Here is a 25,735-nt window from a genome sequence, read left to right as displayed (position 1 = left end):
TGGCCGTATACCGCCTTCATGCGCCAGCGCTCCCATCTATACGCCTCCATCATATTGATGGTAGCGAAGCCGCACTGCCAGCCGGGAGGCTTCACAAAATGAAGAGGTCTGGGGCACCCCGCTCGTCAGGGTGGCATCAGCGCGCCGCTTGCCGACTGATGCTTGCCGTTCGCCGCCACGTACCCGTTTCCATACCTATTTGAATAGGGATGGAGTATCTTCGTTGCCAGAACCTATTTGAATAGGTTCTGGCAAAAGGCGGGGTGAGAGACCCCAGACAACGGAGGTCACATGGGAAAGTATCGGAAGGACGCTGAGGAGATGCTCAGGCTCGTCGGCGGCAGAGGGAACCTCATGCGCGTCACGCACTGCGTGACGCGCATGAGGTTCGCCTTGGCGGACCCGAGCAAGGCTGACGTCCCGGCCATCGAGGCGTTGCCTGCGGCCAAGGGGAGCTTCACGCAGGCGGGACAGTTCCAGGTCATCATCGGCACTGACGTGGCCGACTTCTACGACGACTTCGTCGCCGTGTCCGGCGTGTCGGAGGCTTCCAAGGCCGACGTCAAGAAGGCCGCCGTGGGCAACCAGAACCCGCTCCAGAAGGCCATGGGTGCCATCGCGGAGGTCTTCGCGCCTCTCATCCCCGCCATCATCACGGGTGGCCTCATCCTGGGCTTCCGCAACGTCTTGGGAGACATGCCCTACTTCGGACCCGACGGCAACCAGACGCTCGCCTCGCTCTCCCAGTTCTGGACGGGCGTCTACGGCTTCCTGTGGCTCATCGGCGAGGCCGTGTTCCAACTCGGCATCCCTGTGGGCATCTGCTACTCCATCACCAAGAAGATGGGTGGGACGCCCATGCTGGGCATCGTGCTCGGCCTCACGCTCGTCTCTGGGCAGCTCATGAACGCCTACAGCGTCGCCAGGGCCACGGCCGGGGACTGGGCCAAGTACACCTGGGACTTCGGCTTTGCCCAGGTGCACATGATCGGCTATCAGGCACAGGTCATCCCCGCCATCCTAGCTGCCATCTGCTTCAACTACTACGAGCGCCTCTTCAAGAAGATCACGCCGCCCATCGTCCAGATGATCGTCGTGCCGTTCTGCTCCATCTTGCTGGGCGTCATGACGGCGCACTTCATCGTCGGTCCCATCGGCTGGGCCTTGGGCACCTTGGTCAGCAACGTGGTCATGGCCGGCATCTCGGGCCAGTTCCGCGTCATCTTCGGTGCCATCTTCGGCGGCTTCTACGCCCCGCTCGTCATCACGGGCCTGCACCACATGACCAACGCCATCGACCTGCAGCTCATCGCCGACACCGGCACCACCATGCTCTGGCCCATGATTGCGCTCTCCAACATCGCGCAGGGCTCCGCCGTGCTCGCCATGATCGTGCTCCAGCGCAGGGACGAGAATGCCCAGCAGGTCAACATCCCCGCCTGCCTCTCCTGCTACCTAGGCGTCACCGAGCCCGCGATGTTCGGCGTCAACCTCAAGTACGTCTTCCCGTTCGTGTGCGCCATGATCGGCTCCTCGATTGCGGGCATCATCTGCACCGCCACATCGACTGCAGCCAACGCCATCGGCGTCGGCGGGCTGCCGGGCATACTCTCGATCAACTCCAAGTACTTCCTGTCCTTCGCCCTCTGCATGCTCGTCGCCGTCGTCGTGCCGTTTGTGCTCACCTATCTGGTGGGCAGGCGCAAGGGCATCGACAGGGGCGCGGGCGTCGAGGACGTCACCCTCGAGGGCGACGAGGTCACGGCGGTACCCGCCCCTAGCGCCACCGAGTCCCCCCTCGAACTCGCCGTCGACGGGACCCTGCGCGCCGTGGTCTCCGGCACCGCCATGCCCCTCTCCGAGGTGGACGACCAGGTCTTCGCTTCTGGCACCATGGGCCGCGGCGTCGCGATCGACCCCAGCGACGGCCAGGTCGTGGCGCCCGCTGATGCCGTCGTCTCGGTCATGATGGCCGACACCGGCCATGCCGTGGGACTCATGCTCGGCAACGGCATGGAGGTGCTCATCCACATTGGCATCGACACCGTGGAGATGGCCGGCGACGGCTTCGAGGTCCATGTGAGGCAGGGCGACAAGGTCCATGCCGGCGACCCGCTCGTGACCTTCGATCGCGACAAGGTGGCGGCGGCCGGCAAGAGGGACACGGTCATGGAGGTCGTGACCGACCCCGGCCAGGCCGAGAACCTCGCACTCACCGAGTCCGGTCCCGTCACTGCGGGCATCACCCCCGTCGTAAGGTTCTAGACGTGCGTCCCAAGTCGGACGGTCCCGCGGGGGCCGTCCGTGTCCCACCCAGAAAGGCCGACCACCATGGCTGATCGCACAACCTCCCTTGGCGACAAGGTCGTGTACCAGATCTACGTTCGCAGCTTCCAGGACTCCGACGGAGACGGCATCGGCGACCTGCGTGGCATCACGCAGCGCCTGGGCTATCTGCAACGGCTTGGCGTGGACTACCTCTGGATCACGCCCTTCTTCGTGAGCCCCCAAAACGACAACGGCTATGACGTGGCCGACTATTGCAATGTGGATCCCATGTTCGGCACCATGGACGACTTCGACGAGCTGGTACGCAAGGCCAGGGCGCATGGCATCGGTCTCATGCTCGACATGGTCTTCAACCACACGTCGACCCAGCACGAATGGTTCCAGAGGGCGCTCGCGGGCGACCCCAAGTACCTCGCGTACTACAAGTTCGCCGACGCTGCTCCCGATGCGACCGCCGAGGACCCCGGCGAGCCACCCACCAACTGGAACAGCAAGTTCGGCGGTAGCTGCTGGGAGTATGTGCCCTCGCTCAACAAGTGGTACCTGCACCTCTTCGATGTGAGTCAGGCCGACCTCAACTGGGACAACCCCGAAGTGCGCTCCGAGCTCGTGAACGTGGTGCGCTTCTGGAAGGACAAGGGCGTCTCGGGATTCCGCTTTGACGTGGTCAACGAGGTCTCCAAGCCTGATGGGACGCCGAACGAGTGGGAGGACGATCACGAGGGCGACGGCCGACGCTTCTACACCGACGGCCCGCACGTGCACCAGTACCTCCAGGAGCTCGTCCGCGAAAGCGGCATCGATGGCATGGTCACGGTGGGGGAGATGAGCTCCACCACGATTGACAACTGCGTGCGCTACTCCAACCCCGAGTGCCACGAACTCTCGATGACCTTCTCGTTCCACCACCTCAAGGTGGACTACGTCGATGGGGAGAAGTGGACCCTCGGAAGGCCGGACGTCGCTGCCCTGCGCGAGTTCTTTGCCAGCTGGCAAGAGCAGATGGCGGCACGTAGCGGTTGGAACGCCCTCTTCTGGTCCAACCACGACCAGCCCCGTCCCAACTCGCGCTTTGGCGACTGTTCCACCAAGGAGAGCTGGCGCCGCTCGAGCGAGCTTCTCCCCACCTGCACGCACCTGTTGCGCGGCACGCCCTACATCTACCAGGGCGAGGAGCTGGGGATGACGAACCCTGACTTCTCAGACATCAGCCAGTACCGCGACGTGGAGTCGCTCAACTATTACCAAATCCTGCAGGACGATGGCAAGACGCCCGAAGGGGCCTTCCACATTGTGCACGAGCGCTCACGCGACAACTCGCGCACGCCCGTGCAGTGGAACGCAACAGAGAAGGCGGACTTCACCACGGGCACGCCGTGGATTGGGATTCCGGCCAACCACACGTCCATCAACGCCGAGGACGAGGTTGCAGACCCGGACTCCGTCTGGAGCTACTACCGAGGGCTCATTCGGCTCCGCAAGGAGATGCCGGTGGTCCAGAGCGGGGACGTCCACTTCCTGGATGCCATGTCAAACCAGGTAATCGCCTACGAGCGTACGCTCGAGGACGCCCCGCACGGGCCAAGGCGGCTTGTCGTTGCCTGCAACTTCTCCGGCAAGGCCGCGGCGGCGCTTCCCTCCGGCGAGCTCGCCGAGGGCTCGTTGCTAGTCGAGAACTGCGACGACTACCGCGAGGAGGATGGCATGCTCGTGCTCGGCCCCTGGTGCGCCGTGGCCTTCGCCTGGTAGCTGCAGGCGCAGGTGCGGCGGCGGCGGGCGCGGCTTCTCCAATGTTGCGATTCCTGAGTGACTCGCTCGTCGATTTGCCACTCTAGAGAAAGCAGGGGCAGTGCCGCATGCCGGTCGCTCCCACGCACCCGTTGCAGCTATGCCGTGAGGTACACCATCGCAAGCACCAGTACAAAGCCCACAAGGTCGGCTACCGAGAAGCTCGTACCCAGCCACAGTACCGAGGTCGCCGTCGCCGTCAGCGGCTCGACGGTGCCCAGCAGGCTCGCGCGCATTGACCCCGCGTCCTTCACGCCCTGCAGGTAGAGCGCATACGCGCCAAACGTGCCCACGACCACCATGAACGCGAGCAGAGCCACGGCAGCACCATCCAGCTGTGGCATGTGCTCCCACGGTCGGTAGACGACAGACAAGATGACGCCAGAGAAGAGGAACGCCAAGCCGTTCACCACGAAGTTGCCCCATCTCGCAAGCTGGCGCGCAGGCAGAATGGAGAGGCACGCCGAGGCCGCCGCGCAGAGAAGCCCCCACACAAGGCCTCCCACCGGCAGGCTGAGCTGCCCAGGATTGCCTCCCGTTGCCAGGAGATAGGTTCCCACCAGGGCAAGCGCCACGCCAAGCACCTCTCGCCGCTTTGGCCCGCGATGCATCTTCACGCATACGTAGACGAGTACGGCGAGCATGCCTAAGCTCTGCATGACCGTAGCCGTGGCGGAGTTGGTCCAGTCAATAGCCTCAAGATAGGCCACTTGAGAGAAGAGGATTGCCCCTAGGCTCACGCCAAAGACCCCCAGAAGCGAGCGGGGATCATGCAAGGTGCGGGTGACCTGGCCCTTGTTGGTGATTCGCGCCGCCGCGAGGAAGAGCCAGCAGGCCGCAAGTTCGCGAAAGCACGCAAGCCACAGGGGGTCCACCGCGTACGAGTCCATGAGCAGCTTTGATGCCGTGCCATTGATGCCCCAAAACGCCCCGCCCACAAGCGTGCATGCTACACCGCGCAGGACACGCTTGCGTCGCTGCCCGTCGCCGAGTGGTGCGGCACCCGCCATCTCGGGATGCACGCCTCCCTCGTCATGCGAACCATCCCCAAGCGCCTCTGCCATCAAGCGTTCCCTCGTCCCCCTCAGCCACGGTGGGTCAACCCACAGCGGGCCAACCGCCCCCATGCCGCGCCATGCGCGGCGACATGTGATTCTACAGCGGTTTGTCCCGCCCCCGCGTCCCCAGTCTGCACCTCCGAGAAAACGGGCACCATACCTGCGTGATAAGCTTCTTCACGAAAAACAGCAACGGCGGCCCAAACCGCACTGGTCGCAGGTGCGCCCCCAACCCACGGGCGCCCCTGCACCCCGCTAGGAGGAACCATGGCATCCGAAGACACCACCACAGCATCCAAGCGCGACTTCCTCGCACCCGACCCGTCGCTTGCCCCCGGCAGCGTGCATGCCGGCTTCGAGGTGGTCTCCGCGACACCCGTTCCCGAGGTCTCCGGTACGATCTACGTACTGCGTCACCAGGCATCGGGCGCACGCGCCATGTGGATTTCGTGCGCCGACACAAACAAGTCCTTCTCGATTGCCTTCAAGACCCCGCCCGCAGATGATACCGGCGTCTTCCACATCATCGAGCACTCCGTGCTCTGCGGCTCGGACGCCTATCCCGTGAAGGAGCCCTTCGTCAACCTGCTCAAGACGTCCATGCAGACGTTCTTGAACGCCCTCACCTTCCCTGACAAGACCATGTATCCGGTGGCCTCCACCAACACGACAGACCTCGAGAACCTCATGGGCGTCTATCTCGACGCCGTTCTCCACCCTGCCATCTACCATCGTCCCCGCATCTTCGAGCAGGAGGGCTGGCACCTCGAGGCCGCAGAAGACGGCTCGCTCTCCTACAACGGCGTGGTCTTCAACGAGATGAAGGGCGCCCTCTCCGACCCCGATGAGGTCCTGGGCCTCGCGCTTTCGCGGGCCCTCTTTCCCGAGAGTCCCTACCGCTTTGAGTCCGGCGGTGCGCCGCGCGCCATCCCCACCCTCACCTACGAGGGCTTCCTCGACGCCCACGCCCGCCACTACGCGCTTCCCAACAGCTACACCATCCTCTATGGAGACATGGACATCGACCGCGAGCTGGCCTTCATCGACGAGCGCTTCCGCGGGGCCGAGAACCGCAACGCCGGCGCGCCCAATCCCCTGCCGTTCCAGGCACCCGTCGCTGCGGCGCCCTCGCGCGTCGAGATGGCGACAACGCCAGACAACGCCTCCGTGGCTGTGGGCTACGTGTTTGCCACGTCTGACCAACGCGAGCGCGTGCTTGCGGCAGACGTGCTGCTCGATGCCCTCTGCGGCTCGAACGAGGCGCCGCTCAAGCGTCGTGTTCTCGATGCGGGCCTTGCCAACGACTTCCAGGCATCGCTCGTCGACGGCGTGGCCCAGCCCGAGGTGGTCTTCCAGCTCAAGGGTGCAAAGCCCGGCGTGTCCGAGAGGTTCCGCACCCTCATCAAGGACTCCTGCCGCGAGTTTGCCGAGAATGGCATCCCTCGCGACAAGCTCGAGGCCTCGCTTGCCCAGGCGGAGTTCAACCTGCGCGAGCGCGACTTTGGCTCCTGGGCAACCGACGGCGTAGCGCTTTCGATGCAGGCGCTTTCGAGCTGGCTCTATGACGACAGCCACCCCTTCGACTATCTGCGGTACGAGGATGCCCTCGAAGACCTCAAGGAGGGCCTTGGGAACGGCCTCTTCGAACGCCTGCTCAAGGAGGCGGTGTGCGAGAACCCCCACTCCGCGCTCGTGGAGCTTGTCCCCACGGAGGGGGGCGATGCCGCCGAGGAGGCAGAAGAACTCGTCCGCATGCGCAAGCAGATGAGCGACGAGGACGTCGGCGCCGTACGCCGAGAGGTGGAGGCGCTCCGTGCCGAGCAGGAAGCCCCGGATTCCCCGGAGGCCCTGGCCACGCTGCCCAAACTCACCGTGGCAGACATCGAGGCCGCCCGCCCCGAGCCCAAGGCCAACGATGTCGAGGCGCCGCTCCCCTGCATTGCCCACGAGCTTGACACCCGCCACATCGACTACGTCTACCACTACTTCGACCTGCGGCGCATTGGCTTTGCCGAGCTGCCGTACGTCGGCGTGCTCACCGACGTGCTCGGCAAGCTCGGCACGAAGCTCCACAGCGCATCCGACCTTGACACCCTTGTCGAGAGCAGCCTCGGAAACCTCGGCTTTGGCCTGGAGACCTACGGCCGCGACGACGATCCCTCCTTTGCCCGTCCCATGCTCGTGGTGAGCGCAAGCGCCCTTTCCGAGAAGGTCGACGCCCTGGCCCGCATCCCGCAGGAGGTGTGGGGCAAGACCCTCTTCCTCGACGGCAACCGCATGCGCGACATCCTTACGCAGCGCAAGGTCGAGATGGAGGAGCATTTCGTTAACTCTGGGCATGCAGCCTCTATGGCACGCACCTCGAGCTACTTCTCGTCCGCCGCAATCGTCGGAAGCCAGATGGGCGGCATCGACTACTATCTGTTCCTGAAGCGACTGCTTGCCGACTGGGACCGCAGGCTGCCCGTGCTACAAGAGATCCTCCCCAACCTGGCAGACCGCATCTTTACCGCTGACGAGGTCACGGTGAGCTTCACCGGCCCCACCGAGGACCGCAAGCGCTTCTGGGAGCTTGGTGGCACGCTGGGCCTTGGGAAGCAGGGCGAGAACGTCTGCGCCCACAGGCTCGAGGCACCGCTGCCCAAGCCAGCGCGCGAGGGCTTTGTGATTCCCTCCAACGTTTCGTTTGTCGCGCGCGGCGCTGCCCCAACCACCGAGGACACGGGCACCCTGGGCACCTGGCAGGTGGCCTCTCGCGCCCTCTCCTTCGACTACCTCTGGAACGAGGTGCGCGTGAAGGGCGGAGCATACGGCGTTGGCTTCAAGCACACGACCGAGGGCATCCGTCAGTTCTGGTCATTCCGCGACCCCAACGTGGCAGGCACGCTCGAGCGCTACGATGGCGCATCCGCATGGCTTGCCAACTGGGCTCCCGCCACAGATGAGCTCACTGGCTATGTGGTCTCGGCCGTAGCCGCCCAAGACGCGCCCGAGAAGCCCCGCGCACTTGCCCGCAGGCAGGACATGCAGCGCTTCAAAGAGAGGCCGACCGACTGGCGAAACATCATCCGTCAGCAGGAGCTCGACACCACCACCGAGGACGTACGCGCTCTTGCGCCGGCGCTCGACCCCAGCTCCTCCGCCTCGGGAGTCTGCGTCTTTGGTTCCCGCGAGGCGCTTGAGGCATCGGGGCTCGAGCTCGACGTGCACGAGCTCGTGGGCGGTGGGGAGGCGTAGCCGTGGCAGGCCAGTCTGCAGGAGATCGTCTCGTGAACTGGTACGGAGGCGTTGTCGAGAAGAACCTCTTGACGCGTCCGGACTTTGTGCACAGCTGGCTCATGCTCGGCTTTCAGGCCATGCGCGCCAAGGTCCACCTGGCCCCCTACAGCGACCTTCTTCCCTCGGGCAACCATGGCTACCAGCTCTTCATGGACTCCGTCGTAGGAGCGCTCGCGGACTTCGGCAATGCCGTGGTCACGAGCATCTTCACTCCCAACGAGATATTCCACGCGCTGGGCGCTCGTCCCGTGACGGCGGAGGCCGTTGCCTCCTTTGCAAGCGGAGCACAGGCAGAGGGCGGGTTCATCTCGGCAGCAGAGGGGCGTGGCATCCCCGAGACGTACTGCTCCTACCACCGCATCCTCATGGGGATGGCAACCTCAGGGGTACTGGGAAAGCCGCGCATGCTCGCGAGCTGCTCGGTAGCCTGCGACGCCAACAACCTCACCTTCAAGACCTTGGGCTGCTTCTGGGGGATTCCGCACGTCTACTTGGACGTTCCCTATGACGTCTCGCGTGACTCGGCACTCTACGTGGCGGACGAGCTTCGCGAGATGGCCAAGGTCGCCGAGGAGGCATCCTCATGCAAGCTCGACGAGAGCCGCCTGCGCGAGATCTGCGCGTGCTCGGAGCGCACCATGCACGCACTCGCTGCCTCGCTCCCCACGCGTCGCGGCCGCTACCTCGCAAACACCATGACCATCGACATGATGGAGATGCTCGACCTTCACCTCTCGCTGGGGCTTCCCAAGTGCGAGGAGTTGGCACACGAGATGCAGCAGGACTTCCTGGCCGCGCCCCCGTACGAGGGCGTAAACCTGGTGTGGGCGCACGTCTCGCCCTACTTCTTGGAGTCGCTGGGGAGGCTCGTCAACACGAGCAAGACCGCCCAAATCGCGGCGTCGGACATGATGTTCGAGTACCTACCGGAAGGCGATGCGTGGTTCGACGCAACGAGCCCCTACGAGTTCATGGCCGAGCGCCTGGTACGCAACTGCTTCAACGGGCCCGCCACGCGCCGGGCAGATTGTATCGAGCGTCTCGCGCGCGAGACGGACGCGGATGCCGTGGTGCTCTTCTGCCACTGGGGCTGCAAGCAGACCGCCGGCGCCGCGCAACTCATACGCCGGCAGCTCGAGGGCGCCGGCTGGCCCGTGCTGGTGCTCGATGGCGACGCCTGTGACCGAGCCAACTGCATGGAGGGACAGATGGCCACGAGGTTCTCGGCCTTTCTCGAGATGGTCGACAAGAGAGGACGAAAGGCTGGCCATGAGTAGCGATCATGCAGGCGAGGCACCCGTCGGGCACAACGTCCTCTATGCCTGCAAGTACACGCCCACAGAGCTCCTGGCAGGCTTTGGCGCCACGCCGCATATTGCCGAGGCGGACGTTGCGTCCTTTGCCTATGCCGATGCCTTGGCCCACCCCAACCTCTGCGGCTTTGGCAAGGGGCTCATCGAGCGCATGATGGCGGCCGACGCTCGCGAGGCAGTGCTTGTGACCTGTTGCGATGTGGTGCGTCGCGTCTACGACGTGCTGCGGGCCTCGGGTCGCATGGACTTCCTCTTCCTGCTTGACCTTCCGCACCGGAGGGGCCCGGCTGAGGTTGCGCTCTTCCGCAGGAGGCTCAGGGCCCTGGCGGACGCCTATGCCAGCTACTCGGGTGCCACGTTCGACGTCGGTGCCGCCTGTGCAGCGTGCGGCACGGGCGTGGGCCGCGCAGACAACCGTGTGACCCTCCTGGGCGCGCACGCCTCCGCCTCCCTCGTGGCCGAGGTCGAGAAGGACGTGGGGATGCCGGTGGAGAACGCCACCTGCACCGACCGACACCTCAAGGCCTCTCCCCCGCCGCAGCTCGCACGGATGGTCACGGGCCCCGCATGCGGCACCTGCTGCGAGGGAGAGGGAACCAAAGCTGCAGGCGACCCTCTCGACGCCTTCCTCGACTGGTATGCGCCGGTCCTTCTCGGCCAGATTCCCTGCATGCGCATGGACGATATCGCCGAGCGAAAGGAGCTCGTGGGTGGGAGGGGTCAGCAGGGCGTGGTCTACCACACCATGAAGTTCTGTGACTACTACGGCTTCGAATACGAGGCCCTCGCGAGAGAAGATGGGATTCCCATGGTCAAGCTTGAGACGGACGGCACCTCGCAGAGCGAGGGTCAGCTGCGCACCAGGCTCGAGGCCTTTGGCGAGACCTTGCGTGCACGTGGTGGCATGCGACCCAAGCCGGAAGGCCAAGCGACCAAGCCGACTGCCGGGAAGGATGCCGATGGCGATGGCGCGACCTACGTAATGGGGGTTGACTCCGGCTCCACGTCGACCGACGTCGTCCTCATGGACGCATCGCGGAAGATCGTCGCCACGGCCATCGTCCCCACCGGTGCCCGGGCGGCAGATGCCGCCGCACGCGCGATGGGCGAGGCCCTCTCGCACGCGGGAATCTCGGGCGATGATGTGGCGCTGCGCGTGTCGACCGGTTACGGCCGCGACAGCATCGACGGCATGGACTCCTCGGTCACCGAGATCACCTGTCACGCGCGCGGTGCCCACTACCTGGCCCCGGACGTACGCTCCGTCATCGACATCGGCGGCCAGGACTCCAAGGTCATCCACCTCAACCCCAGCGGAGGCGTCGCGGGCTTTGTGATGAATGACAAGTGCGCCGCAGGTACGGGCCGTTTCATGGAGGCCATGGCACGCGTGCTCGAAATGGGCCTCGACGAGTTCTGCCGCCGCGGGCTCGAGTGGCACCACGACGTGCGCATCACGAGCATGTGCACCGTGTTCGCCGAGAGCGAGGTCGTCTCGCTTGTTGCGGCAAACACCCCCACCCCCGACGTGATCCATGGGCTCGACGTCTCGGTGGCAAAGAAGACTGCGACCCTCGCCAGCCGCGTGGGGGCAGAGCCGCCCTTCCTCATGACCGGCGGCGTTGCCCAGAACGAGGGCGTCGTGCGGGCGCTTTCCGAGGTGCTTGGGGCACCCGTGGCCACGCACGAGGACTCGCAACTGTGCGGGGCCATTGGCGCCGCGCTCATCGGCCTGGAGTCGCTCGGGAGGTGCAACGGCGCGGCGTAACGCTGCCGCCGAAGCACCGACAATCGCTGCGGCCTCGTACGAAGGGCCCCTACGGTGCCGGATTGGCGCCCTCCCTAAATGAGGAGGTCCTCCAACGGGAGCTTGGGCACGTGATGGGTGCCCTCGGCATCGCGCCAGTACGCAAGCCCGTGCTCGCCCTCGCTCGTCTCGAGTACCACGCGCTCCCCGCGCACGCCCAGGGCCAGCACCAGCTCGGTGACGTAGCCTTCTGCCGAGACCCCCATGACGTCGTTCACGTCGGGGTCAAAGCTCTTGATGATGCAGCAACCAAGGTCTCGCGACGCTGCCGCCAGCGCGATGGTCTGCGCCGCAATGCCGGTGTCAATCAGGCAAATGGGGTTGGCGGCAACGGCCTTGGGCGCGCATATGGCAATGTAGCCTGCAGGCCTCTCCCCCACAGCGGGGCCGTTCCAGTCACGCAGCAGCGCCGCCCAGTGCAGACGAGGGAAGACCGCCGAGCGCTCCGCAGGCTCAGCCACAATGTGGAAGCGCAGGACCTGCATGTTGTTTCCCGAGGGCGCAAAGCGCGCAGCGTTCACCAGCGCGACAAGGTCCCCGTGGCACAGCAGCTCATCCTCGGCGAACCGCCGATGCGTGCGCGACGACCGCACCAGGTCCTGGAAGTTCTTCGAGTTCATGTCCCCACCCCCTCGCCGGGCATGCCCGACGCTCTGCTGCCAAGGCCGGTCCTCGGCAATGCAACCGTATCCAACGCCGCGTCCGCGCTGCGGACGCAAACCCGCTAGACCCCCGCTAGACCCCAGACTCCCCAATCCTTCGGCATGCCTCACGCAGGCGCGCCGGGGGCATGACCAAGGCAAAGCGCACGTATCCCTCGCCTGAGGGGCCAAAGCTCGCACCCGGTGTCACGATGACACCAGCCTTCTCCATGAGCTCAAGGGCAAACGCCTGCGAGTCCATGCGGCCATGCGGAATGCGCGCCCACACGAACATCGACCCATGGGCGTTGGGGCGCTCCCAGCCAACAGCCTCAAGGCCGTCACAGAGCGCATCCCTGCGCTCCTGGTAGCGCAGGCGCTGGCGCTCCACGGAGTCACGTGGTCCCGTGAGCGCGGCGATGGCCGCGTCCTGCTCGGGCAAAAACATGCCAAAGTCAACCTGGCTGCGCAGCTTGCGCGTCGCGGCCACGATGTCCTCGCGTCCCACAAGAAACGAGAGGCGTGCGCCGGTCACGTTGAAGGACTTGGAAAGCGAGAGGAACTCCACACCCACATCGAGCGCGCCCGGATAGCCAAGGAAGCTCCCACCGGCAGGGCCGTCGAAGATGATGTCGGAGTAGGCGTTGTCGTGGATGACCACAATGTCGTGTGCCTTGGCAAAGGCAATGACCTGCTCGTAGACCTCGGGCGTCCCCACGGAGCCAACGGGGTTCGCAGGAAGCGAGACCACCATATATCGGGCTGCATCCGCCACGTCGTCAGGAACACCCGCCACCCAGGGGAGGAAGCCATGTTCGGCCGTGAGCGGATAGTACCAGGGCCTTGCCCCAGCCAGGAGGGTGCCGGCCGCAAAGACCGGGTAGCACGGGTCTGGGATGAGGGCCGCATCTCCCGGGTCTGCAAGCGCCGCGCATACGTGACCCATTCCCTCCTGGGTTCCGTGGCAGCTCATGACCATGGAAGGCGTGATCGTCTCCACGCCAAAGCGCGTGCGGTAGTAGTCACATACGGCCCGGAGCAGCTCGTCCTTGTCGTGCAGCGCGTACTTCCAGTTGGCCGGATCCGCGGCGCTCCTTCCCAGCGCCTCGATGATGTGATGCGGCGGCTCGAAGTCTGGCGTGCCAACCGAGAGGTCAAACACCTCACGGCCCCCTGCCTCGAGCTCGCGTCGCCTGGCGTTGAGAGAGGCAAAGACCTCGTCGCCAAACAGGTCGAGCCTGCTTGAGAACTGCATGCGCACCCCTTCCCGGATGCAGACGTAATGTACGCAAGGACTGTAGACCACTGCTGGCCACGGCGCCACGTCTGTCGGCAAGGACGCGTCCGATTGTTACATTGTGCGAAGCCACAGGCAATCCAAGGCGGACAGCGGCATGACGCGCGCTTCCCGAGAGCCAGTCCCAAGCGATTGGGGCCGCACCTTCGCATGACGCACAAAGACCCTTTGCCGTTCACCGAAAACCGAATCGATAAACGGCAGCGTTATCGAAAATGTTTGAATCTGCTCGCATTGCTCACCTGCGATGACATGGCAATGTTCCTACGCAATGAGTACATACGGAATGCAATATCCGGTATTTATCTCGCATGTCACATACAAGATGTTGTGTCATAGTAGATAGCGCCACAACACAGCATCGGTTGCGGCCCTAGGGAAACACGCCAAACGCACGGCCGGCAGCTGCACCTCTTTGCCGTCTGCCTGGCATTGTGCAACAGGGAGGGTGAGCACATGAAAATCATCAAGCGCAACGGCTCGGAGGTCACGTTCGACGTCGCCAAGATCGAGAACGCCATCCGTAAGGCCAACATGGAGGTGCCCGAGGACGAGCGCCTCACCGAGCGCGAGATACGCTTCGCCTCCCTCAACGTCACCGACGAGTGCATGGAGGCCGGCCACACCGTCACCGTCGAGGAGGTCCAAGACCTCGTCGAGGACCAGCTCATGGCCCTCGATCACTTCTCCGTGGCTCGCAAGTACATCATCTATCGCTACGTGCAGAACCAGAAGCGCCAGAAGAACACGACGGATGACAAGATCCTTGCCCTCATCGAGTGCAACAACGAAGAGGTCAAGCAGGAGAACTCCAACAAGAACCCCACCGTTGTGTCGGTCCAGCGTGACTACATGGCCGGCGAGGTCTCCAAGGACCTCACCATGCGTAGCCTTCTTCCCGCCGAGATTGTCAAGGCGCACGAGGAGGGCGTCATCCACTTCCACGACGCGGACTACTATGCGCAGCACATGCACAACTGCGACCTCATCAACCTCGATGACATGTTGCAGAACGGCACCGTTATCTCCGGCACGCTCATCGAGCGCCCGCACAGCTTCTCTACGGCCTGCAACATCGCCACCCAAATCATCGCGCAGGTGGCCTCCTGCCAGTACGGCGGCCAGTCCATCTCGCTTACGCACCTGGCCCCCTTTGTCGACGTCTCCCGCAAGAAGATTCGTCGCTCGGTCTATGCCGAGATGGAGACCATCGGCTACAAGGCCTCTCCCGACCAGATTGACACGATGGTCGAGAAGCGCCTGCACGAGGAGGTCGCACGTGGCGTCCAGACCATCCAGTACCAGGTTGTCACCCTCATGACCACCAACGGCCAGGCGCCGTTCATCACCGTGTTCATGTACCTCAACGAGGCGCACAACCCACAGGAGAAGCACGACCTCGCCCTCATCATCGAGGAGATGCTCAAGCAGCGCTACCAAGGCGTCAAGAACGAGAAGGGCGTCTGGATCACACCTGCGTTCCCCAAGCTCATCTACGTGCTTGAGGAGGACAACATCCACGAGGGCGACCCGTACTTCTACCTCACCAAGATGGCAGCCAAGTGCACCGCCAAGCGCATGGTGCCCGACTACATCTCAGAGAAGAAGATGCGTGAGTACAAGCTCTCTAGGGGCGAGACCGAGGGCCACGGAGACGTGTACACCTGCATGGGCTGCCGTTCCTTCCTGACGCCCGACCGCTCGGGCAACGGTTACGACAACGTCGCCAAGGCCAAGAACTACGAGCCAGGCAAGCCCAAGTACTACGGCCGCTTTAACCAGGGCGTCGTCACCATCAACCTGCCCGACGTGGCCCTCTCCTCTGACGGTGACATGGACAAGTTCTGGGAGGTCTTCGACGAGCGCCTCGAGCTCTGTCACCGCGCCCTGCGCTGCCGCCACGACCGCCTCCGCGGCACCTTCTCCGATGCCGCACCCATCCTTTGGCAGTACGGTGCACTGGCCCGTCTCGACAAGGGCGAGAAAATCGACAAGCTCCTCTACGGCGGCTACTCCACCATCTCGCTTGGCTATGCCGGCCTCTACGAGTGCGTGAAGTACATGACCGGAAAGAGCCATACCGACGAGGAGGCCAAGTCCTTCGCCCTCTCTGTCATGCAGCACATGAACGACAAGTGCGCCGAGTGGAAGGCTGCCGAGAACATCGACTACTCGCTCTACGGCACGCCGCTTGAGTCCACCACGTACAAGTTCGCCAAGTGCCTGCAGAAGCGCTTTGGCGTGGTCAAGGGCATCACCGACCACGGTTACATCACGAACTCCTACCACGTGAACGTCCGCGAGAAGATTGACGCGTTCACCAAGCTCAAGTTCGAGAGCGAGTTCCAGCGCCTCTCCCCCGGCGGTGCCATCTCCTACGTCGAGGTTCCCAACATGCAGGACAACCTCGAGGCCGTTATCCGTGTCATGCAGTTCATCTACGACAACATCATGTACGCCGAGCTCAACACCAAGTCCGACTACTGCCAGGTGTGCGGCTACGACGGTGAGGTCAAGATCATAGAGGACGACGGCAAGCTTGTGTGGGAGTGCCCGCACTGCGGCAACCGCGACCAGTCCAAGCTCAATGTGGCCAGGCGCACCTGCGGCTACATTGGCACGCAGTTCTGGAACCAGGGACGTACCGAAGAGATCAAGGATCGCGTGCTGCACCTGTAAGTTTGATGGGACCGCCCCCTCGTGGACATGCCCGGCGCTCGCGCACTGCGCTCGTTCGCTCCGCGACTCGCCGTTCACGAGGGGAAGGTCCTTTCTTGCGTATTCTCCCGCGTTGGCACCAACTTGGAGTTGTGCGTACGCACCACCAAGGAAATCTGACAGGCTTCTCGCGTTTGCCCAGTTGGGCGAGAAGGGCCTGGCAACGGGCGCGGATGGTGCGTACGCATGACCCTGGATTTTTGCCAGCGTGAGGCCCCTGGAGGTCCAAATTGGCCGCAGGTCTCGGTCATGCGTACGCACCAGGCCGGTTTTTTGCCACCGGGTGCGCTCGCTCCCTCGAGGCCAAGCAGCCAGTCCGCAAGTCGCGTTCTCCCGCCAGTTAGCAGGCCTTAACCGGCGAGAAAACGCGGCATTCCAAGCCATGCCTCGGTCCTAGCATGCCGCTGCCTGAACTGGCCAAGTTAGATACCTAATCTGGTGCTATATTCGGTATCGAACCTGGTCTAACTAAGGAGTTCTCATGACTGCCATCTTCTCTTCCGCAGCCCTCAAGACGCGTCAGCGCGAAATCAAGGACATCGCCAAGAAGGACGTGGTCCACATTACGGAGAACGGCAACGCTGCCTTCGTCTTCATGAGCGAGGAGCTCTTCGAGGAGCAGCTCGGCAAGGCAGCTGAGGAGGCGGCACTCACCGAGCGCATGCGCGCATGCATTATCAACGGACGAGACGACGTTCGAGAGGGACACCGCATCGAAGGCGTCGATGCTTTTCTCTCCATGATGGGTGAAAACGGAGAGTCCCGTGGCTAAGCTCCTTCTCACCGAGCAGTTCATGGATGACGCCCGAACCATCTGGTCCCCCCGTGTCAAGAAGCGCCTTGTTCGCCTCCTTTCGATAATCGAGTCTTTTCCAGAAAGTGGATTGCCGAACATCCCCTCTCCACTTGTGGAGGAGTTTGGCCCAGGCATCCGCAAATGCCCCATCGATCCGTATTACCTTGTCTACGAGTATGATTCAGAGTTCGATGTGGTTGCGGTGTATGGCCTTGTCCCCCAGCGCTCCGCCCACTAGCACGCCATTCTTCAAAAGAGGTCCCCGATGAACTACGCAACCATCAAGTACTGCGACATTGCCAACGGAGCCGGCGTGAGAACCTCGCTCTTCGTCTCCGGTTGCCGCCTGCACTGCAAGTTCTGCTTCAACGAGGAGGCCTGGAGCTTCTCGGCAGGAAAGCCATTTACGCAGCAGACCGAGGAAGAGATTCTCGCTTCGCTTGCCGCACCATACGTTGACGGCCTATCCGTCTTGGGCGGCGAGCCCACGGAGCCAGAAAACGCCGCGGCCCTGGCACCCTTCCTCGAGCACGTTCGCGCAACGTATCCCGAGAAGAACATCTGGATGTACTCAGGGCGCACGTGGGAGCAGCTCACGGGTGACGGCGACCACGCCTCCCCTGACATGGACCGTATCCTCGCCTGCCTGGACGTCCTGGTCGACGGCCCCTTCGTGCAGGAGCTCCACGACATCACACTGCGCTTCCGCGGCTCATCCAACCAGCGCCTCATCAATGTCCCGGCGACTCTCGCAACGGGCAGCGTCACCATCTGGCAGGACGACCCTCGGTTTGCCGCACACGGGTGGGAGTAGCCGCATGCGGCGGCGACTCGCGGCAGACATGGCATGGTCCCGAGCCGCCACGGGCAAACGCCATCCAGGCAACCTCGGATGCCTCAGCGGGGTCTGGCACAACGTCGCCGACATAGTTGGCCTCGAGCACGTGGTCGAACTCGCATTCGGTGATGCCGTCGACGACGTCCATCACTCACCGCCCGCCATCAGGAGCGCCACCATCTTGTCCGTGGCCGCCTCGCAGTTGCTGGTAAGTGCGCGCACCTGCTCTACCGTCGCGTTTTCCACGTGGACCCCTGCGCACACGCAGACTGGCTGGCCGCTCGCAAGGCACAGCTTGCGGGCACAGCTCTTCGCGACCTCGCTGTCCTTGTGTCCCGGCACCGTCTGCACCCACAGATCGCAGCTCGAGAGTGCGACCCCACGGACACATGCCCCGGGGCTTGCCAGGGCAGAGCCGCCAACGTGTGGGAGCGTCCCGCCGTACAGGAAGGCACTCAGGCCCTGGCCCTCCGTGTCAGCAACCCGAAGCGTCACCGCAAGGTCGCCATCCCCGGCCTTCACCATCAGATCCCTCACGGCTACCCCTCCCAGGGACGGAACCTCTCATACTCGATTCCAAACTGCATGAGTATCTTGCCAACCACATGGTCGACCTGCTCGGCAGTCGTCTCGCAGCCATTGTAGAACGTAAGCACGGGAGGCAAGATCACGTAACCGTCCTCTGCCGCCTGCAGCAGGTTGCGGCAGTGGCTGCGGTTGAGCGGCATCTCCCTGGGGACCAGCACGACCTTGCGTCCCTCCTTCACACACACGTCCGCCGCACGCACGAGGAGGTCGTCATCGTAGGAGTTCACCATCGCAGAGAGGCTCTTCATCGAGCACGGGACCACGATCATGCCGTCCGTCCTGAACGAGCCGCTCGATATGATTGCCGCAAGGTCGCAGTTGTCGTACACGACATCGGCGAGCGAGAGGACCTCCTCCATCTCAAAGTTGGTCTCGCGGTCGAAGATGACGCGCGCCCCATCGCTCACCACAAGGTGCGTCTCGATGTCGGGCGTGTCGGCCAACGCCTGCAGTACGCGATAGCCCATCTGCACGCCCGTCGCGCCGCTGATCCCTATGATGATTCTCCTCATGTCCCTGCTCCCACAGTCAGGTGCCTGCCCCTGGCATGGCCTCTCGCCTTGGGGTGCGAGAGGCCATGCCAGGGGTCGGTCGCACGCGCGCGGCCGACCCGAGCGAGAGCCTACATGATGCCGAGCAGGTGGAACCAGGCCGCCTCCACAAGTACGACGACGAAGACGACCACCGTGAGGGGGATGCCCATCCTCATGGCGTCCTTTGAGGTGTAGCCAGCTGCGTCGGGACCCTCGCCAACAAGGATCGCAAGGTTGTGGAAGGGCAGGATGTAGTGGATGTTGATGGCCGAGAAGACCATCATCGCAACCGCAAGGTCGGTTACGCCCGAGCCGCTCGTGAAGGCGAGGAAAGCCGGGATGCAGATGCCCAGGACTGCCATGACCGAACCCATGAACATGTGGATAATCACGCTGATGAGGACGATGAGCAGCACCAGGTATATTGCCGAGACGTACGCCGGCTGCGCAACGCCACACGCCCACCAGACGACGGTCATGAGCGTAAGGGCAAGGCACTGCTGACCCTGCCGGCCAATCTCGCCAAGGGCGTTGAGCGGCGCCACCCACACAAGGGCCAGGACAATGATGCCTGCGAGCAGACCCACTGTCTTCTTGTTCAGCGTTATTGCCACGATGACTTCCTTCCATGCCGACCGGCCACGCCGGACGGGCGTCGAGTGCCCGGGTGACTAGAGGCCAAGCTCCCTGGCCCACTTGTCTTTGTCGATCTCGAGGAATTGGGAGCGCACGAAGTCCTGCTGCTGGTCGAACGGGACGGTGCAGTCGAAGATCGCCTTGCACGCGATGCCGTGGACGCGGATGGAGGGATCCATCGCCGGGTCGTTCGAGGGGTCAAGCACGTGGCAATGGCAGCCGGGGATGGCGATAACGTCGGCGTCCGCCTGGAAGCGCGTGGTCATGGCCCACATCACGTCGGACATGTCGAAGATGTCGACATCAGGGTCAACGAGGAAAACGTGCTTGAGCTCGGAGAAGGCCGAGAAGGCAAGCATGGCGGCATTGCGCTGGCGCCCCTCGTCATTCCTGCTGGACTTCTTGAACTGCAGGATGGCCACGAACTTGCCGCCACCGCAGGGGGCGGCGTGGACGTTGAGCAGGCGGCCGGGAATGGCGGTCTCCACCATCTTGTAGATGGACGCCTCGGTGGGGATGCCGGCCATCGAGACGTGCTCGTGCGACGGCCCGATGCAGGATTGCATGATGGGATGCTCACGCGTGGTGACGGCTGTGACGTGGATGACGTTCAGCGCGGGCTTGGCGTCTCCGGTGTAACCGGGAAACTCGGGCATGGCCTTGCCCGAGTGAGAATTGATGTCCTCCTGGATGGTGTCGGTGACGGAGAGGTAGCCCTCGAGGACGTATTCGGCGTTGGCGATGCAGTTCTGTGGGACCGTAAGGCACTTCGCAAGCTCGACGGGCCTGCCGCGCAGGGCACCCGCAATCTGGAGCTCGTTGTAGCCAAGCGGGGTTGTGGGCGCCTCGAAGCCCGCGCACATGTAGACTGCGGGGTCCAGGCCGATGGAGATGGAGATGGGCATGTCACGTCCGAGCTCCCTGTACCTGTCGAGGAAGGCGCCCAGGTGACGGGAGCCAGGCGTAATCCACATGCCCAGGGTCGTTTCGTCCTCGATGCAGAAGCGGTGGATGGTAACGTCGGAGGTGTCATTCTCCGGATCGGTGCCCATCGCAAGGCCCATGGTGATGTAAGGGCCGGCATCCTCGGGGGTGTTCGTGGGAGCGGGGACGATCTTGCGCAGGTCAAAGCCGGGGTCAGTCGCGCGGTAGACAACCTCCTGACAGTCGACGTGGGCTCCATCCTCGATCATCGCGGGTGGGATGGTGTCGTTGAGCTTCTTGCCCATCTCGATGCCGAGGCGCTCGCAGTCCATCCCGATGAGGTTGGCGACGCGGCGGCGACTGGCAAGCATACCGATGACGACCTTGGCGTCATCGAAGCCCTTGACGTTGTTGAACAGCATCGCGGGGCCCTCCTTGGTGGGACGGGCAACCGTTCCGCCAGCCCCAACGTAACGATAGACACCAGACACCTCGGCCTCGGGGTCGACCTCGGTATCGGTCTCGAGGAGCTGGCCCGGCTGGGTCTTGAGGTACTCGAGCGCTCTGCGAAGATCGTGGATCTCTGCCATGTTGCCCTCCAGGTTCTGGTCGGAGCCCATCTCCGACCACGACATCGGGGCAAACGTACAAAAGTGCACCTGATATCGGGTCAAATGAGGGAGCCGTGCACGGCGGCACTATTTCTCGCGGACGGTCAAAAGGCGGCCGCGAACGGCAGCTCCTTGCACCTGTGGACCTAGCAAGCCAGACGGACCTCCAGGCGGCAGAAGTCCTCTCCAAAGGCATCGTTGTAGAAGGCGGCGTCGAGAAGGCACCTGTCGACGACCTCGCCAGCGGGAGAGAGCCCCTGATCGTCAATCCAATCGAGGAGCCGCTTGATGGGTTCGGGGTCGTACGGCATGGCGACCTTGTAGATCACGGCGTAGTCGCCCTCAGGCAGGTATATGGTCTCCAGGTCCTCGGCCATGTCTGTCCTCGGAAGGATGACGATGCTGCCGGCCCCCTCGAGGGGCTCGTCTCCCCTCACCTTGTCCGCCCAGAGGAGCGAGCCAAAGCCACGCGATGGGATGAGGCCCGCCCCAATGACCCTGTTCCATGCGTCCATGAGCGCCAGGTGAAGGTGCTTCACGCCCATCTCGCACGACAGATAGGGCGAGAAGACGGCACGACGGGCGGGAATCCACTCGACGTGCGGCATGTCTACATTCAAACGCCTGGTCTCTATGTGCTCGAAGATCTCCGAGAACTGCACGAGTTCCTCTCGCTGAAGCTGGAGCTGCGCGATTCTCTGGTCTACCTCCTCGATACGGCCCGAGACAAGGCCCACCATATCCGCTGGCGTGGGCCTCTCGAGAAACTCCTTGATCTTGGCAAGGGTCACGCCCATCTCCTTGAGCAGGCAGATGAGACGCAGGCGTGGTATCTGATCAGCGCTGTAGTAACGGTAGCCGGTCTCGCTCACATACGCGGGAGGGAGCAGCCCGTTCTTGTCGTAGAGGATGAGCGTCTGGCGAGAGACGCCATGAAGCCCCGCCATCTCGCTGATCTTGATGAGGCCCTTGCCCATGTGCCTGTACCACCCGCTTCTCTCGCCTGGGGCACGCCCACCTGCAGCCGTGACCAAAGTGTATTGTTGGTAGCGGGTTTTGACCCAGGACTCCCCCTCGTCGCATACCCCAACCAGGCATGCCCACCGTCCTTAGGGTACCATGAGCGCCACGATGGGTGGGATTTGAAGCGTTGGCATCGGGGTGCTAGCAAACAGCGCCCTTCTTCAAGCAAAATGCCGCGTAGAGCGGAATGCTCTCGATGTCATCGCTCATCCCAAAGTTTCGAGTTGACAAGCGCAGCGCACGCACTGGTTCGTACTTCTCGCGATAGACCGAGAGGCTACGCGAACGGACATTACCGGATGACTTGACTTCAACGGGCACGGCCCTCGCCCCACCGTCCTCGATGACAAAATCAACCTCGGCTGTTCTTCCACTCGTCCAGTAGCGCGGAACAAAACCGTCTGCGACCAGATTCTGCGCGACATAGTTCTCGGTAAGCGCGCCCGCATCGAGACGCTTGCGGGCAGCCTCGTCGAACAGCACGGCTGGTGGAACTTCCATCATCGCAGAGAGGAGCCCCGTATCCGCAAGGTAGACTTTGAATGCCGATCGATCTTCCTGCATCTTGAGCGGAACCTGACCCGAGGAGATGCGAATGCAGCGGTTCACAAGACCTGCCGTCTCAAGCCAATCAAGAGCCACGGCATACTGGCTTGCCCTTCCTCCAGATCGAACAACCTTGTACTGGAACTTGTGGTTCTCCTTTGCCAGTTGCGCTGGAACGCTCGACCATGCCTCGCGGATACGCGCCGTTTCAACCGGCTCTGCGTACTTTGCCATGTCTGCAACATAGAGATCGAGGATCTCATGCTGCACGCGCGAGACGGTCGCAAAGTCTCCGTGCTCGGCATACGATGCGACGGCTTCGGGCATCCCGCCGGTCAGAATATACGTCCTGTAAAGATCCAACGCCTGTTCATGGAGGGGATATGCAGCCTTTTTCGCATAGGCTTCTGTGATTCCCCCTATCATTTTCCCGTGTCCCGTAGCGTCAAGCCATTCGTCAAAGGTCATTGGCAGAAGCGTTAGGGTCTCGACCTTTCCCACGGGCGCCGAAAACCCCGTACGGTTTACGGCAACGCCCAACAGGCTCCCGGCAGCAATCAGATACGAGTTCGGAAGCTCCTCGCAGAAGTACTTGAGCGAGGCAAGCGCACGTGGCGCCGCCTGAATCTCGTCGAGAACTATGAGGGTACGCCCTGGGACAATGCGACGCCCCGTAACTTGCTCGAGGTTGGAGATCACCCGATCGGGGCCAAGATCTCCATCGAATGCCGCACGCGCTGCAGCCTGCCTCTCAAGGTCGAGGAAGACATAGTCTTCGAAAGCCGTGTTCGCAAACTCTCTGATGAGATAGCTCTTGCCAACCTGGCGAGCCCCATAGACGAGCAGCGGCTTGCGAGAACTACGGAACTTCCATTCGACGAGAGCACCCATCGCAGTACGGCGCATTACGGCCTCCTCCTACGTTATTACCTAAGAGGATAGCATTAAGTTGCGAAAAGTGTTCTAAATTACATTTTTGTACAGATAATAATGTAATTGATAACATTTTTCATCAGCTATCGCCTGGCAGAACAAGAGGAGCAAAGCTGCTGGCGTCAGCCTAGAGTAAAGCGCTCCGGCCTCGCACCAAGGAATGCGAGGCCGGGGCGTTCATACGGGGCCGGGGCGCAAGTCGCGCTGTGTCGCCCTTCTCTACTCCAGGAAGCCTCCGGTCTGGCGGTTCCAGAGGCTTGCGTACTCCCCGCCACGCTCGACCAGCTCGTGATGGGTGCCGTCCTCGACGACCTCGCCATGCGCAAGCACCACGATGCGGTCAAGCGATGCCACCGTAGAGAGGCGGTGCGCAACCACAATCGACGTGCGCCCGCGCATGAGGTTCTCAAGCGCACCCTGCACAAGCGCCTCGGACTCGGAGTCCAGGGCGGAGGTTGCCTCGTCGAGCACCAGGATCGGCGCGTTGACCAGGATGGCGCGGGCAATGGCCACGCGCTGCCGCTGGCCGCCAGAGAGCTTGACGCCCCTCTCGCCCACCATGGTGTCAAACCCGTCCGGCAGCCGCTCGATGAACTCGAGCGCGTTTGCCTCCTCTGCCGCACGACGAATCTCTTCGTCTGTGGCATCGGGCTTGCCGTAGGCGATGTTCTCGCGTATGGATCGGTGGAAGAGCAGCGCCTCCTGCGGGACGTAGGCCACCTGCCTGCGCAGGCTCTGCTGGGTGCAATGGCTCACGTCCTGCTCGTCCACAAGAACGCGACCCTCCTGGACGTCGTCCAGACGCAGCAAGAGCTTGGTGAGCGTGGTCTTGCCCGAGCCGGAGCGTCCCACCAGGCCAACACGCTGGCCTGCGGGAATGCGGAGGTTGAGGTCCTCGAAGACGTAGTCGTCCCGGGGCGCATCGGGGTAGCGAAAACGCAGGTTCTCGAAGTCGATGCATCCCTCGGTAACCACGAGTGGCTTTGCGTCCGCATCGTCTGCCACGAGCGTAGGCTCGTCCAGCACGCGCGTCATCTCGGCAGCATCGCCAAAGGCGCGGTTGATGCGCTGCATCATGGAGTTGAAGTAGTTGAAGCGCATCGTGAGGTTGTAGGTGTAGGTAAACATCATGACCAACGTGCCGGCGCTTATTCCAAACCACGCGTTGCCGCCAACCACAAAGATTGAGACCACGAGCATGATGGCCGTGATGAGCGCCGAGGTCGTGAGGCCGCGTCGCATGGTGGCGCGCATGTTGACGTTCTCGGCAGCCATGGCCTCGCGGTCCGCCGTGGTGAAAAGCCCGCGCTCGTAGTCCTCGCGACCGTAGGTCTTGACGGCAAGGATGTTGGTCACGGCATCAGAGAGCACGCCGGAAAGCTCGTTCTGCGCACGGGAGGCCTCTGCCGAGAGGGGAAGGATCCGCCGGTACATGCCATAGGCTATGACCACGTAAAGGATGAGCATCACCATGAGTACGACCACGAAAAGCGGCGCCACGGGGGCGAGGATCCCAACCGTCAGCACGATGGAGGCAAGCGTCGGCCACAGCGAGTACGTAAGGACATCCACAAGACCGGAGTACCCCGAGACGAAGCGCGACGTCTGGCTCACCAAGCTACCGCCAAAGCGGCTGTTGTGGAAGGTCATCGACTGGTTTGAGAGCGTATCGAAGCACAGGCGCGAGAGCTGGTAGTCACCGTTGATCTCCAGCTTGTAGACCGAGTAGTCCTGAAGCTTGGAGAGCGCCTGGCCCACGGCATTCACTACGAGAAGCGCAATGACGTATGGCCCAAAGACTGGAAGCACCTCCTCGGCAGGGACGGGCGAGGCCTGCACGCGATCGACGATGAGGCCCATGACGTAGGTGTTGGCAAAGGTGAGCAGCGCGATGTAACCCACCGAACTCACGATGGAGAGCACGAAGGCGCCCGTCTTCTGACGCGTGACCCCCCAGAAGTAGTGCAGCGTGCGATGTATGGTCGCACGGTCGTTCTTGTCAGTTGGTCGAGCAGCCAAAGCAATCCCCCTAGAATCCTGCCACTTGGGGCGGCATGTGTGTAACTGAGGTAGCTTGCCCCAAGAAAGGCAAACGATGCATGGCAAGCCCATCCGCC

The 25,735-nt window shown here is 63.0% G+C and carries 19 protein-coding genes; 9 read left to right on the top strand and 10 right to left on the bottom strand.

Going from position 1 to position 25,735, the window contains the following annotated elements; all coding sequences use genetic code 11:
• Positions 1-291: 291 nt before the first annotated feature.
• Both treP and ACO59D_RS09175 read left to right on the top strand, forming a co-directional pair.
• Positions 292-2,265, top strand: coding sequence for a PTS system trehalose-specific EIIBC component (gene treP, locus ACO59D_RS09180; protein WP_485126710.1), 1,974 nt, complete (start codon positions 292-294; stop codon positions 2,263-2,265).
• A 66-nt stretch (positions 2,266-2,331) separates the two neighbouring features.
• Entirely contained in the window at positions 2,332-4,038 is a 1,707-nt protein-coding gene (locus ACO59D_RS09175; protein ID WP_485126709.1) for an alpha,alpha-phosphotrehalase, read from the top strand.
• 137 nt (positions 4,039-4,175) lie between these two features.
• On the opposite strand, the gene ACO59D_RS09170 is transcribed toward ACO59D_RS09175, so the two are convergent.
• Positions 4,176-5,141 (bottom strand): DMT family transporter, encoded by a 966-nt coding sequence (locus tag ACO59D_RS09170; RefSeq protein ID WP_485126708.1) that lies wholly within the window; start codon positions 5,139-5,141, stop codon positions 4,176-4,178.
• 261 nt (positions 5,142-5,402) lie between these two features.
• On the opposite strand from ACO59D_RS09170, the gene ACO59D_RS09165 reads away from it, so the two are divergent.
• From ACO59D_RS09165 to ACO59D_RS09155, 3 genes are read left to right on the top strand one after another with little or no spacing between them, the layout of a single operon-like run.
• Complete coding sequence (locus ACO59D_RS09165) at positions 5,403-8,372, top strand: insulinase family protein (protein ID WP_485126707.1); 2,970 nt, start codon at positions 5,403-5,405, stop codon at positions 8,370-8,372.
• Positions 8,373-8,374: 2 nt separating this feature from the next.
• Positions 8,375-9,691, top strand: coding sequence for a 2-hydroxyacyl-CoA dehydratase subunit D (locus ACO59D_RS09160; protein WP_485126706.1), 1,317 nt, complete (start codon positions 8,375-8,377; stop codon positions 9,689-9,691).
• Positions 9,684-11,495 (top strand): acyl-CoA dehydratase activase, encoded by a 1,812-nt coding sequence (locus ACO59D_RS09155; protein ID WP_485126705.1) that lies wholly within the window; start codon positions 9,684-9,686, stop codon positions 11,493-11,495. The genes ACO59D_RS09160 and ACO59D_RS09155 overlap by 8 nt, the downstream gene beginning before the upstream one ends.
• A gap of 74 nt (positions 11,496-11,569) precedes the next feature.
• On the opposite strand, the gene ACO59D_RS09150 is transcribed toward ACO59D_RS09155, so the two are convergent.
• On the bottom strand, positions 11,570-12,154 hold the full coding sequence (locus tag ACO59D_RS09150) for a nitroreductase family protein (RefSeq protein WP_485126704.1): 585 nt from the start codon (positions 12,152-12,154) through the stop codon (positions 11,570-11,572).
• 115 nt (positions 12,155-12,269) lie between these two features.
• On the bottom strand, positions 12,270-13,430 hold the full coding sequence (locus tag ACO59D_RS09145) for a pyridoxal phosphate-dependent aminotransferase (protein WP_485126703.1): 1,161 nt from the start codon (positions 13,428-13,430) through the stop codon (positions 12,270-12,272).
• Positions 13,431-13,928: 498 nt separating this feature from the next.
• On the opposite strand from ACO59D_RS09145, the gene nrdD reads away from it, so the two are divergent.
• From nrdD to nrdG, 4 genes are all read left to right on the top strand, one after another.
• Positions 13,929-16,151 (top strand): anaerobic ribonucleoside-triphosphate reductase, encoded by a 2,223-nt coding sequence (gene nrdD / locus ACO59D_RS09140; RefSeq protein WP_485126702.1) that lies wholly within the window; start codon positions 13,929-13,931, stop codon positions 16,149-16,151.
• A gap of 520 nt (positions 16,152-16,671) precedes the next feature.
• Positions 16,672-16,962, top strand: coding sequence for a hypothetical protein (locus ACO59D_RS09135; protein WP_485126701.1), 291 nt, complete (start codon positions 16,672-16,674; stop codon positions 16,960-16,962).
• Positions 16,955-17,224 (top strand): type II toxin-antitoxin system RelE/ParE family toxin, encoded by a 270-nt coding sequence (locus ACO59D_RS09130; protein ID WP_485126700.1) that lies wholly within the window; start codon positions 16,955-16,957, stop codon positions 17,222-17,224. Before ACO59D_RS09135 ends, ACO59D_RS09130 begins: the two co-directional genes overlap by 8 nt.
• 27 nt (positions 17,225-17,251) lie before the next feature.
• Positions 17,252-17,800 carry an anaerobic ribonucleoside-triphosphate reductase activating protein gene (nrdG, locus tag ACO59D_RS09125; protein WP_485126699.1) on the top strand — a complete coding sequence of 183 codons (549 nt, stop codon included), beginning with the start codon at positions 17,252-17,254 and terminating at the stop codon, positions 17,798-17,800.
• A gap of 171 nt (positions 17,801-17,971) precedes the next feature.
• Here nrdG and lpdD read toward each other — a convergent pair whose 3' ends face one another.
• From lpdD to ACO59D_RS09090, 7 genes are all read right to left on the bottom strand, one after another.
• Positions 17,972-18,361: a prenylated flavin chaperone LpdD gene (lpdD, locus tag ACO59D_RS09120; RefSeq protein WP_485126698.1), complete on the bottom strand. Its 390-nt coding sequence runs from the start codon at positions 18,359-18,361 to the stop codon at positions 17,972-17,974.
• Between the two features lie 2 nt (positions 18,362-18,363).
• Positions 18,364-18,924 carry a UbiX family flavin prenyltransferase gene (locus ACO59D_RS09115; protein WP_485126697.1) on the bottom strand — a complete coding sequence of 187 codons (561 nt, stop codon included), beginning with the start codon at positions 18,922-18,924 and terminating at the stop codon, positions 18,364-18,366.
• A 110-nt stretch (positions 18,925-19,034) separates the two neighbouring features.
• Positions 19,035-19,559, bottom strand: a complete 525-nt coding sequence (locus ACO59D_RS09110) for a hypothetical protein (protein WP_485126696.1) — start codon at positions 19,557-19,559, stop codon at positions 19,035-19,037.
• A 57-nt stretch (positions 19,560-19,616) separates the two neighbouring features.
• Positions 19,617-21,095, bottom strand: a complete 1,479-nt coding sequence (locus tag ACO59D_RS09105) for a UbiD family decarboxylase (protein ID WP_485126695.1) — start codon at positions 21,093-21,095, stop codon at positions 19,617-19,619.
• Between the two features lie 167 nt (positions 21,096-21,262).
• Positions 21,263-22,093 carry a MerR family transcriptional regulator gene (locus ACO59D_RS09100; RefSeq protein ID WP_485126694.1) on the bottom strand — a complete coding sequence of 277 codons (831 nt, stop codon included), beginning with the start codon at positions 22,091-22,093 and terminating at the stop codon, positions 21,263-21,265.
• A 187-nt stretch (positions 22,094-22,280) separates the two neighbouring features.
• The gene (locus tag ACO59D_RS09095) at positions 22,281-23,591 is read right to left on the bottom strand and encodes an ATP-binding protein (RefSeq protein ID WP_130812842.1); all 1,311 of its coding nucleotides are present in this window, start codon (positions 23,589-23,591) and stop codon (positions 22,281-22,283) included.
• A 246-nt stretch (positions 23,592-23,837) separates the two neighbouring features.
• The gene (locus tag ACO59D_RS09090) at positions 23,838-25,637 is read right to left on the bottom strand and encodes an ABC transporter ATP-binding protein (RefSeq protein WP_242622265.1); all 1,800 of its coding nucleotides are present in this window, start codon (positions 25,635-25,637) and stop codon (positions 23,838-23,840) included.
• Positions 25,638-25,735 lie beyond the last annotated feature (98 nt).

Source organism: Tractidigestivibacter sp. (assembly GCF_057241865.1).
The sequence above is the reverse complement of the archived record's forward strand: the minus strand, read 5'-3'. Positions and strand labels throughout refer to the sequence as shown.